We start from the raw sequence: 10,461 nt of genomic DNA, 5'->3' as shown, positions 1-10,461 counted from the left end.
CTCGGTGATCTTGCGGGTCATCTCGGCCATGGTGGGGCTGGGCTCGCCCTTGTGGGCGCGGTTGGCCGCCTCGACGGCGACGGCGACCGTGGTGCGGAAGTTCGCGGCCTCGGCCGGGTCCTGGGCCGCGAGCAGGCGCACCGACGCGGTCAGGGCCGGCAGGACCTGGTCGGCGAGGGCGGCGGCGGACTTGGCCTCGAGCTTGAAGTCCTTCCGCTTCCCGGCGAGGACGTGCCCGACCGCGCCGGTCGCGGCGGCCAGCGCGAGGGTGCCGTCGGTGGCGACCTTGTGGGCCGATCCGGCGATCCCGGCGAACGACAGCAGCGTGACGGCGCCGTACGCGGCGGTGCGGATGGTGGACTTGTCCTGGTCGGTGAGGGTGACGGTCACGGTGTGCTCCTTGGTGTCGGTGGTGTTCCGGGTGCTGTTCTCGGTGGTGTTCTGGCGGCGGGCGGCCCGGTCGCGGACGTCGCGGATCGCCTGGACGACGGCGTCGGCGCGGTCGGCGATGATCCGGGTGTGGTCGGTGTCGTGCAGGAGGCGGTGCTCCCCGTCGGTGACCGAGGCGGCCAGGTGCGCGTCCAGGCGGGCCTTGCCGTCGTGGACCGCCTGGAGCGCCTCCTCGGACATGAGCGCCTGCTGGCCGGGGTCGACGCCGAGCGGGGTCAGCGCGATGACCGGGACGTCCGGGAGGCCCGGTCCGGCGTTGAGCTCGTCGGCGAGGAAGCCGAGGGCGCCGCGCTCGGCCATGCCGACGTCGATCCACCGGTCGCTGGCGTGGTAGTCGGCGACCGCGTCGCGCACGTCCTCGGGGAAGTCGGCGTACATCTGGGCGACCATGTCCCGCATGAACGGCAGGGCCTGCTCGAGCGCCTCCCGGGGCGGGGCCATCGCCTCGCCCGCGGCCAGGCTCGCGTCGGCGGGCATGAACTCGTCCCAGTTGCGGTGGAAGGCGTCCAGCCACACCAGGCCGGCCACACGGCCGGGGTGGCGCTGCGCGTACCGGTAGGCGTAGGCGCCGCCCAGGGAGTGGGCGACCAGGACGACCGGGCCGTCGACGCCCTCGGCGTCGAGGAGCCCGTCCAGCTCGTCGGCGACGTCCTCGGCGCTGCGCGGCAGCGGGACGTCGTCGCTGTAGCCGGTCCCGGCCCGGTCGTACACGATCGCGGTGGCGAACTCGGCGACCTGGCGCTGGAGGCCGTAGTAGTCCAGGCCGATCGCGCTGGCGCCGGGGAGGAAGACGACGGCCGGTCCGCCGTTCCCCGAGCGGTGCACGAAGAGGCGGCGGCCGCCGACCTCCCGGAAGCCTCCGAGCGGCGGGACGGGGCGGGCCGCGGCGGTGCCGTTGGTGGTGCTGTCGTTGGTGGTGCTGTCGTTGGCGGCGGTGTTCTCGGCGGTGCGGTTCTCGTTCATGTCGGCAACTATGGGAGCCCGGGCTGACACCGCCCTGTCACGTCTCTGACACGACCGCTGACACGCTGTTTACCCTGCTGGAGCAGGCGAAAGGACCCGCATCGGGTCCGCGGGACCGGCCCCCGGCGGGGCGGGCCCGGGCGAATATCCGTCGCCGGGGACCGCGCGGAAGCATTAGCGTGGGCGCATGGTTTCACGCATTGGACAAGTCACGTTCGACAGCCGCGACGGCTACGCGCTCTCGCTGTTCTGGTCGCAGGTCACCGGCTACACCGAGGACCCGGACGACGGGAACGCCCCCGAGCACGAGGAGAACTTCATCGGCCCCGGCGGCGGCCACCCCGGGCTGCTGTTCATCACCGTCCCCGAAGGGAAGACGGTCAAGAACCGCCTCCACCTCGACCTCACCCCCGAGGACCGCACCCGCGACGAGGAGGTGGAGCGGCTCCTCGCCCTCGGCGCGACCCTCTACGAGGACCACCGCAGGCCCGACGGCACCGGCTGGGCGACCCTGCTCGACCCCGAGGGCAACGAGTTCTGCGTCGAGCGCTCCGACGCCGAGCGCGGCAAGCGCTGAGGGCGACGAGAACGCCGCGGGCGCCCCGGTCCGGGGCGCCCGCGGCGCGAAGTCTGCGGTGAGGTGTCCTGCCGGGGGCTTTTTACTTCTCGACCGCGGCGTCGATCTGGCCGTCGCCGTCGAGGTCCACGGCCGCCGTGTCGTACTTGCCGTCGCCGTCGTTGTCGAGCAGCACCGCGTCGATCACGCCGTCGCCGTCGTTGTCGACGGCCTTCATGTCGGCGACGCCGTCGCCGTCGACGTCCACGTGGTACTCGACCGAGCCGTCCTCGTTGCGGCGCACGCCGACCGTCTCGTCGACGCCGTCGCCGGTGATGTCCATCTTGTGTACTTCGTCGAAGCCCATGGGTCGATCCCTCCGTGTCGTTCCTGAGGATCCGCGTCGCCGCGGGTCCGTGAAGATCCCAGGTGTTGTCTGCACGATAGCGTGCCTATCCATAGGCAGTGGTACTCGCGTCGGCTAGCGTAAGGACCATGCATGAAGGCACAGGGTTCACTCCGGTCCAGGCGGCGGGCGACGGGAGGGCCCACGGGTTCTCCACACGCGCCATCCACGCCGGGCAGGAGCCCGATCCGCTGACGGGAGCCGTCGTCCCGCCGATCTACGCGACCTCCACCTACAAGCAGGACGGGGTCGGCGGCCTGCGCGGCGGCTACGAGTACTCGCGGTCGGGCAACCCGACCCGCACCGCCCTCGAGGAGTGCCTGGCCTCCCTCGAAGGCGGCGTGCAGGGCTTCGCGTTCGCCTCCGGGCTGGCCGCCGAGGACGCGATCCTGCGGGCGCTCCTGGAGCCCGGCGGGCACGTCGTCATCCCCGACGACGCCTACGGCGGCACGTTCCGCCTGTTCGACAAGGTCGCGACCCGCTGGGGCCTGGGCTACTCGGCCGCCCCGATCACCGACCTCGCCGCCGTCGAGGCGGCCATGCGCGAGGACACCCGGATGGTGTGGATCGAGACGCCCACCAACCCGCTGCTCAACATCGCCGACATCGAGCAGCTCGCCGACCTGGCGCACCGCCGCGGCGCGCTCGTCGTCGTCGACAACACCTTCGCGAGCCCCTACCTCCAGCAGCCGCTCGCGCTCGGCGCCGACGTCGTGGTCCACTCGACCACCAAGTACGTGGGCGGCCACTCCGACGTCGTCGGCGGCGCGGTCGTCGTGCGCGACAAGGAGATCGCCGAGAAGATCGCGTTCCACCACAACGCGATGGGCGCCGTCGCGGGCCCCTTCGACGCGTTCCTCACCCTGCGCGGGATCAAGACCCTCGGGGTGCGCATGGACCGCCACTGCGACAACGCCGAGGCGGTCGCCGAGTTCCTCGCCGCGCACGGCAAGGTCGCCGAGGTCCGCTACCCGGGCCTGTCGACCCACCCCGGGCACGACGTGGCGGGCAAGCAGATGAAGCGCTACGGCGGCATGGTCGCCTTCCGGCACAAGGACGGCGAGCAGGCGGCCGTCGACGTGTGCGCCCGCACCGAGGTGTTCACGCTCGGCGAGTCGCTCGGCGGCGTCGAGTCCCTCATCGAGCACCCCGGGCGCATGACCCACGCCTCGGCCGCGGGCAGCGCCCTCGAGGTCCCCGGCGACCTGGTGCGCCTCTCGGTGGGCATCGAGGACGTCGACGACCTCCTCGCCGACCTGCGCCGGGCCCTCGGCTGACACCACCCCGGCACCCCTGTCACCCTGTGAGAAAGGACGAGCAGTGAGCTGGTCGGGAACCACCGCGCAGCAGATGGCCAAGGCGGTCCGGCGGAACGACGCCGACGCCGCCGTCGTCGTCGACCACCACCTCCGCCGCATCGAGGACCACCGCGAGACCGAAGGCGCCCTCACGAGCGTCCGCAAGATCGAATCGCTCGCCGAGGCCGCGGCCGTGGACGAGATCGAGAACCGCGACTCCCTGCCCGCCGCAGGGGTCCCGGTGGCCGTGTGCGAGCAGCTCCCGGTCACCGGGCACGCCCCGCGCCTGGGCTCGAACGCCGCGGTCCTGCCGATCGCGGACACCGACCACCAGGCGGTGCAGCGCATCCGCGGCGCCGGCGCCGTGGTCGTCGCCTTCGGACGGTCCTCGGAACTGGGGCTGTGGCCCGCGACCGACGACGACGGGAACGTCCCGGCCAACCCGTGGCGCCCCGACCGCGGCATCGGCGGGCCCTCGGGCGGCACGGCCCTGGCCGTCGCCACCGGCGCGGCGCCCATCGGGATCGGCCTCGACGGGCCGGGTTCGGCCGGCGGGGTGCGCACCGCGGCGGCCGCGTGCGGGATCGTGGCGTTCAGCCCCGAGCACGTCCCGGCCGACATCAACACCGACCCCGACCACTGGCTCAGCGGCCACGTCGGCGTCATGGCGACCACAGTGGACGACACGGCGCTGGCCTACGCGGCGCTGACGCACCGCCACCCGCGCTCGACCGGGGACCCGGGGCGGCTGCGGATCGCGGCGACCAACGTCGCGCCGCTGCCGGCCCGCGTCGACGACGACGCCACGAAGTGGCTGCTCAAGGCCGTGCGGGCCCTGACCGACCTGGGGCATGACACGTTCCGGTCGAAGCCGCGCTTCGGTGCGCGGCTGACCCCGGCGTCGTCGGGCGCGTGGACGTGCGCGGCGTACCTGCGGAGCCTCAAGTGCGGGCCGGACGGGCTCCAGCGGCGCACCAGGCGCCTGGTGTCGGTGGGCGAGCGCACGTATCTCCAGGGCCTGTTCGGCGGGGTGCTCGGCGACGGGGGCCGCGTGCGGCGGCACCTGGAGGACTGGTTCGACCTGGAGGACTACGACCTGCTGGTCACGCCGGGGCTGCCCGGGCCGCCGCCGGCGGCGAAGGAGTGGTCGCGGGAGTCGCTGCGGGCCAACGTGGCCCATCTGGCGGGGACGGCGGCGTTCACGGCGCCGTTCGGCCTCGCGGGGCTGCCCGCGCTGGTGGTGCCGGTGGGGATGCGCTCGGACGGCGCGCCCGCGACGGTGCAGCTGGTCGGCCCGCCCGGTTCGCAGGGGCGGCTGTTCGACGTGGCGGCCCAGCTCATCGCGAAGCTCCGCCCGAGGCGCTACGCGCCGGGACTGAGCTGGGACTGACGGCGTCGCCCGGCCGCGGCCGGGCGTCCCGGACACTTCGCCGGTCGCGCCCCGGTCGCATCCGGGGCGCAGCCGGTATCGATCGGTCCGGTGCCGTGGCGGTCGCCACGGCACCCGGCGGTCCCGCGACGGCGACGGCGACGGCGACGGCGACGGCGACGGCGACGGCGACGGCGACGGCGACGGCGACGGCGACGGCGACGGCGACGGCGACGGCGACGGCGACGGCGACGGCGACGGCGACGGCGACGGACTGAACACGGCTTCGTGGTGAACGCGACGAACGACACGGCACCCGATCGGGTGACAAGGGCGGCGGCTCCCCGGGGTCTTGTCGGACCCGCGCGGAAGCATGGGCCCTATCTTCCCCAGGGAGGGTGGGGGTTAGGGATGGCATGAGACCTTTAGCTTTAAAGGCGCGCCTTGGCTCTCTGCCCTCCCTCTCCTCCTCCCCCGCAACGCATCGTGCGGTGCGCGCATCGTTCCCTCCTGCTCCGACTCGTCACGGTCGCCTTCGCCCGACGCACACCGCCCCTCCTGCGCCACTCGTCACGGGACATCGCGGTCACTCTCACCCGCTGCACACCACCCCCTCTCGGTCTTGCGCACCTTCACCCCATTCACTAATGTTCGCTGAGAGCACGATCATCCGCCCTGCGAACACCTGGAAGCCGCCATGTCCACACCACACCCCGTGACACCGCCGTGAGCGCCGCCTTCATCCTCGACGCCGTCCGCACCCCGGTCGGCCGCTTCGGCGGCGCGCTCGCGAACGTCCGCCCTGACGACCTGGCCGCCAAGGCGATCGGCGCGCTCGTCGAGCGCAGCCCCGGGCTCGACCCCGCCGCGATCGACGACGTGGTCCTCGGCAACGCCAACGGCGCGGGCGAGGAGAACCGCAACGTCGCCCGCATGGCCGCCCTCCTCGCCGGGCTCCCCACCTCCGTCCCCGGCACCACCGTCAACCGCCTCTGCGGCTCCGGCGCCGAAGCGGTGATCGTCGCCGCACGCGCCGTCGAGTGCGGCGACGCGCGGCTCGCGGTCGCCGGCGGCGTCGAGTCGATGACCCGCGCGCCGTGGGTCCTCCCCAAGACCGACAAGGCGTTCGCGCGCGGCGGCCTCGAACTCGCCGACACCGCCCTCGGCTGGCGGCTCGTCAACCCCGCCATGAACCCCGAGTGGACGGTGAGCCTCGGCGAGGGCGCCGAGCTCCTCGCCGAGGAGTTCGGGATCACCCGCGAGGCGCAGGACGCGTTCGCCGCCCGCAGCCACCGGCTCGCCCACGCCGCCTGGGAATCCGGCCGGTTCGACGCCGAGATCGCCGCCCTCCCCGAACTCCCCCGCGACGAGGCGATCCGCCCCGGCACGACGCCCGAGGTCCTCGCGGGCCTGCGGACCGCCTTCCGCGGCGGCGGTGCCGACCGCCCCGGGACCGTCACCGCCGGGAACGCCAGCCCCCTCAGCGACGGCGCCGCCGCACTGCTCCTCGGCGACGAGACCGCCGCCGAGGCCCACGGGAGGCCGCTGGCCCGGATCGCCTCCCGCGCCGTCGTCGGCGTCGACCCGCACCGCTACGGCATCGGCCCGGTCGGGGCCGCCGAGTGGGCGCTCGAACGGGCCGGGATCGGCTGGGACGCGGTGGACTCGGTCGAACTCAACGAGGCCTACGCGGCCCAGGCGCTCGCGTGCCTGGCCTCCTGGCCCGAGCTCGATCCCGAACGCGTCAACCCGCAGGGCGGGGCGATCGCGCTCGGCCACCCGCTCGGCTGCTCCGGGGCGCGCATCCTGACGACCCTCACGTGGCGGCTACACCGCGAAGGCGGCCGCTACGGCCTCGCGGCCTTGTGCATAGGCGTCGGCCAGGGCATCGCCGTCGTCATCGAACGCGTCTGAGCGGCAGGGCAACCGGACGAATCCGCGTCGCCGACCCGCGGTGCGACGGCGGATACGGCGCACCGTCCGCTCGCGGCTCCGCCCCGCACGGCGGGTGCCCAGCCGCGCCCCGGTCCGCGGCCTCCGGGTCCGCGGCTCCATGCTCGCTTTCGAGTCCGCGGTCTCCGGCGAGCCGCCGCCCCACCGGTCCGGCAGCCACCTCCGCGCTTTGCGGCCGCCGCATCCGCCCCTTCGGGAGGACGCCGCTCAATTGAAGGTGATCGCCATGTCCGCCGCGACCCGCGCGGCGGCCGCCAGGAGCGGCGGCAGCAGGTCGCGCCGCACCGAGTCCAGGTCGTTCCGGCTCGTGTGCGAGGAGACGTTCATGGCCGCCACGGCCTTCCCCCGCTGGTCCCGGATCGGCACCGCGATCGACCGCAGCCCCTCCTCCAGCTCCTGGTCCACGAACGCCCAGCCCTGGGTGCGGACCAGGTCGATCTCGGCCCGCAGCCGGTCCTCGTCGGTGACCGTGAACGGCGTGAACGCCGTCGGCTCGGCCGCCGCCAGCGCCGCGTCGAGCCCCTCCGGGTCGAGGTCCGCCAGGAGGACGCGCCCCATCGAGGTGCTCACGGCGGGGAACCGGGTGCCGATGTTGATCGCGACGCGCATGATCCGGCGGGTCGCGACCCGGGACACGTACACGATGTCGGTGCCGTCGAGGACCGCGACCGACGCCGACTCCTGCACCTCGGCGACCAGGCGCTCCAGGTGCGGCTGCGCCAGTTCGGGCAGGCTCAGGCTCGACAGGTAGGCGAAGCCGAGCTCCAGGACCCGCGGCGTGAGCTGGAAGTGGCGCCCGCCCGCGCGGACGTACCCCAGTTCGCTGAGGGTGAGCAGGAACCGGCGGGCGGTGGCGCGGGTCAGGCCGGTCTCCTTGGCAACTTCGCTGAGCGTCAGTTCGGGCCGCTCGGCCGAGAACGCGCGGATGACCGCGAGACCGCGCGCGAGGGTCTGCACGTAGTCGGAGTTGCGCGCGGTGGTGTCGGGCTCGCGTTCGCCAGTGGGCTCGGGCTGCATGGGGTCACCATATCCGCGCGGGGCCTCAGCCGCGCTCGGCGAGGACCCGGCCCGCGAGTCGGAAGGCCCGGTTGGCGCGCGGGAGGCCCGCGTAGACGGCGGTGTGGAGGAGGACCTCCTTGATCTCCTCGGGGGCGACGCCGTCGTCGAGGGCGGCCTCGACGTGCATGACGAGTTCGTCCTCGCAGCCGAGCGAGCACAGGACGGCGACGGTGAGCAGGCGCCTGGTGCGGCGCGGCAGGCCCGACCGGGACCAGACGCCGCCCCACGCGTACTCGGTGATGAAGTCCCCGAAGTCGCGGTCGAAGTCGGTGCGGGCGGCCTCGGAGCGGTCGACGTGGGCGTCGCCGAGCACGGCCCGCCGAACGGCTTCACCGAGTTCGCGGCCGCCGCCCACCGGCGCGCTGCCATCGCGATCGGTGGACGCGGAAGCACCGCGGCCGGTAGCGGCACTCGCGCGGCCACCGCCGACAGGGCAGCCCTCCCCGATGTCGGCACTGCCATCGACGGCGGTATCGCCGTAGCCGGTACCGGCGCTCGCACGGCCGCCACTCAAGGAGTCGTCGGGTTTCGCAGCGCCATGGCCACCACCCACCGGCGCGCCATCGCCGCGATCGGTGGACGCGGAAGCACCGCGGCCGGTAGCGACGCTCGCGCGGCCATCGCCGACAGGGCGCTCCTCCCCAGTGCCGACACCGCCGTCGACGGCGGTGTCGCCGTAGCCGGTGGCGACGCTCGCACGGCCGTCACCACGGCCGTCGCTCAAGGAGTCGCCGCGACCGTCGCTCAAGGAATCGTCGAGGTCCGCCCCTTCGTGGTCGCCGCCGTCGGCGCTCACGGCGGCGTCACCACCGACGACTTCGCCGCCGCCCCCGGTCCCGCTGCGGACGGCACCGTCGTTCCGGTCCGCGGGCTCCGGCCCGACCCGTTCGTCTTCCTCGTTGCCGCTCATGGCGTCTCCGTCCCGGTCTCATCCCCGGTCGCCGGATCGCCGTCGAGGAACTCGACGAGGATCCGGTTGGCCCAGTCGGCCCGCTCGGCGGTGAGGAGGTGCTTGGCGCCCTCGGCGAGGACGGTGCGGGCGCCGGGGATCCGCTCGTCCAGGAAGGCGGCGTCGGCGACGGTGGTGACCTCGTCGTCGGCGCCGGCCACGACGAGCGCGGGCGCGCCGATCCGGTGGACCTGGTCGCGCAGGTCCATGCCGCCGATGGCCTCGCAGCAGGCGGCGTAGCCCTCGGCGTCGCACGCGTCGAAGCGGTCCCGGAAGGCCGCGACGGTGTCCGGCTGGTCGGCGAGGAACGCCTCGGAGAACCAGCGGCTCATGGCCGGGCCGCTGACGGCGGCGCAGCCGCCGGCCCGGACGGCCTCGGCTCGGGCCCGCCAGCCCTCGGGCGTGCCGATCTTCGCGGCGGTGGAGACGAGGACAAGGCGGTTGACGCGGTCCGGTTCGCGCACGGCGAGGCGCATCGCGATCGCGCCGCCGAGCGAAGCCCCGACGAGGTGGGCGCGTGCGACGCCGAGGTGGTCGAGGAGGTCGGCCACGTCGTCGGCGAGGTCGTCGACCGTGAGCGCCCCGGCGGTGCGGGGCGTGCGGCCGTGGCCTCGGGCGTCGAAGCGCACCAGGCGGAACCGCTCCTTGAGCGGGATCACCTGGGGCTGCCACATGTGGAGGGTGGTACCGAGCGAGTTGAGGAGGACGACGGCGGGACCGTCCCCGTCGGTGACGTGGTGGGGGATCATGCACTGCCCTCCCGCAGGTTCCGGGCCATGGCCTCGGGGTGGATTCGCAGGCCCTCCAGGCACTCCCGGAGCCAGGCGGCGGCGGATCCGGTGAGCCGCAGCAGGTCCGAGAGGGTCTCCCACTCGCTGTGCCATAGGCCGGGGGAGCGCTGGAGTTCCTGCGGCATCGCGGCGTAGAGGGTGGCGAGGAGTCCGGGGGTGCGGGCCGCGCAGGCGCGGGCGCAGGTGGCGGCGACCGGGTTGCGCTTGTGCGGCATCGAGGTCGACCCGCCGGGATTGCCTTCGCTGACCTCGCCGATCTCGTTCTGGCTCAAGAGGATGATGTCGACGGCGACCTTCGCGCAGGCCCCGGCGGCCTCGGCGGCGGCCGCGCCGATGCGCACGACCGGGGAACGCGCGGTGTGCCAGGAGCCGGCGCGGCCGGACAGCCCCGTCAGCCGCCGGTACGCGGCCCGGAGGTCGCATTCGGGAAGGGGGCGCTTGCTGCCGAAGACGCCGACCGGGCCCGAGAGCGAGACCGGGAAGTCGAGCCCTTCGAGTGCCCCGCGACCGGTCGCGAGCGCGCTGCTCCATCCGAGGGCGAGGTCGTGGAAGTGGATCGGCTCGGCCCGTTGCAGCAGCGTACGCGCCCAGAGCCGCGGGTAACCCTCGCCCTCGCCCTCGCCCTCGCCCTCGCCCTCGCCCTCGCCCTCGCCCTCGCCCTCGCCCT

10 protein-coding genes and 1 pseudogene are annotated in these 10,461 nt (G+C 74.1%); 4 read left to right on the top strand and 7 right to left on the bottom strand.

Translation table 11 applies throughout. The features are described 5' to 3' along the window. Positions 1–390: hypothetical protein (locus LO763_RS30220; RefSeq protein ID WP_369432115.1), on the bottom strand; the 390-nt coding region annotated here is incomplete at its 3' end. Between the two features lie 96 nt (positions 391–486). Next, positions 487–1,413, bottom strand: a pseudogene (locus tag LO763_RS28510) (alpha/beta fold hydrolase); the annotation flags it as partial. 187 nt (positions 1,414–1,600) lie between these two features. On the opposite strand from LO763_RS28510, the gene LO763_RS28505 reads away from it, so the two are divergent. After that, positions 1,601–1,990, top strand: a complete 390-nt coding sequence (locus LO763_RS28505; RefSeq protein WP_230792253.1) for a VOC family protein — start codon at positions 1,601–1,603, stop codon at positions 1,988–1,990. Positions 1,991–2,072: 82 nt separating this feature from the next. On the opposite strand, the gene LO763_RS28500 is transcribed toward LO763_RS28505, so the two are convergent. After that, the gene (locus LO763_RS28500; protein WP_230792240.1) at positions 2,073–2,336 is read right to left on the bottom strand and encodes a hypothetical protein; all 264 of its coding nucleotides are present in this window, start codon (positions 2,334–2,336) and stop codon (positions 2,073–2,075) included. Between the two features lie 128 nt (positions 2,337–2,464). On the opposite strand from LO763_RS28500, the gene LO763_RS28495 reads away from it, so the two are divergent. The 3 genes from LO763_RS28495 to LO763_RS28485 all read left to right on the top strand — a co-directional run bounded on the left by LO763_RS28495 (position 2,465) and on the right by LO763_RS28485 (position 6,956). Further along, positions 2,465–3,652 (top strand): cystathionine gamma-synthase, encoded by a 1,188-nt coding sequence (locus tag LO763_RS28495; protein WP_230792235.1) that lies wholly within the window; start codon positions 2,465–2,467, stop codon positions 3,650–3,652. A gap of 43 nt (positions 3,653–3,695) precedes the next feature. Continuing rightward, complete coding sequence (locus LO763_RS28490) at positions 3,696–5,063, top strand: amidase (RefSeq protein WP_230792234.1); 1,368 nt, start codon at positions 3,696–3,698, stop codon at positions 5,061–5,063. Positions 5,064–5,768: 705 nt separating this feature from the next. Continuing rightward, on the top strand, positions 5,769–6,956 hold the full coding sequence (locus tag LO763_RS28485; RefSeq protein WP_230792232.1) for a thiolase family protein: 1,188 nt from the start codon (positions 5,769–5,771) through the stop codon (positions 6,954–6,956). Positions 6,957–7,202: 246 nt separating this feature from the next. On the opposite strand, the gene LO763_RS28480 is transcribed toward LO763_RS28485, so the two are convergent. The 4 genes from LO763_RS28480 to LO763_RS28465 form a co-directional block, all read right to left on the bottom strand. Continuing rightward, positions 7,203–8,012 (bottom strand): IclR family transcriptional regulator domain-containing protein, encoded by an 810-nt coding sequence (locus LO763_RS28480; RefSeq protein WP_230792230.1) that lies wholly within the window; start codon positions 8,010–8,012, stop codon positions 7,203–7,205. 25 nt (positions 8,013–8,037) lie between these two features. Then, on the bottom strand, positions 8,038–8,409 hold the full coding sequence (pcaC, locus tag LO763_RS30215; RefSeq protein WP_230792229.1) for a 4-carboxymuconolactone decarboxylase: 372 nt from the start codon (positions 8,407–8,409) through the stop codon (positions 8,038–8,040). Positions 8,410–8,960: 551 nt separating this feature from the next. Further along, on the bottom strand, positions 8,961–9,752 hold the full coding sequence (pcaD, locus tag LO763_RS28470; protein ID WP_230792227.1) for a 3-oxoadipate enol-lactonase: 792 nt from the start codon (positions 9,750–9,752) through the stop codon (positions 8,961–8,963). Next, positions 9,749–10,461 (bottom strand): lyase family protein (locus tag LO763_RS28465; RefSeq protein ID WP_230792225.1); only part of this gene is annotated, 713 nt, incomplete at its 5' end. The genes pcaD and LO763_RS28465, both read right to left, overlap by 4 nt.

The organism is Glycomyces amatae (assembly GCF_020991375.1).
GTDB lineage: Bacteria > Actinomycetota > Actinomycetes > Mycobacteriales > Micromonosporaceae > Glycomyces > Glycomyces amatae.
The sequence above is the reverse complement of the archived record's forward strand: the minus strand, read 5'-3'. Positions and strand labels throughout refer to the sequence as shown.

Bases quoted from the DNA above. Each gene is read 5' to 3' on its own strand.
- LO763_RS28480 (WP_230792230.1), bottom strand. From the start codon at position 8,012: ATGCAGCCCGAGCCCACTGGCGAACGCGAGCCCGACACCACCGCGCGC.
- LO763_RS28495 (WP_230792235.1), top strand. From the start codon at position 2,465: ATGCATGAAGGCACAGGGTTCACTCCGGTCCAGGCGGCGGGCGACGGG.
- LO763_RS28500 (WP_230792240.1), bottom strand. From the start codon at position 2,336: ATGGGCTTCGACGAAGTACACAAGATGGACATCACCGGCGACGGCGTC.
- LO763_RS28505 (WP_230792253.1), top strand. From the start codon at position 1,601: ATGGTTTCACGCATTGGACAAGTCACGTTCGACAGCCGCGACGGCTAC.
- pcaD (WP_230792227.1), bottom strand. From the start codon at position 9,752: ATGATCCCCCACCACGTCACCGACGGGGACGGTCCCGCCGTCGTCCTC.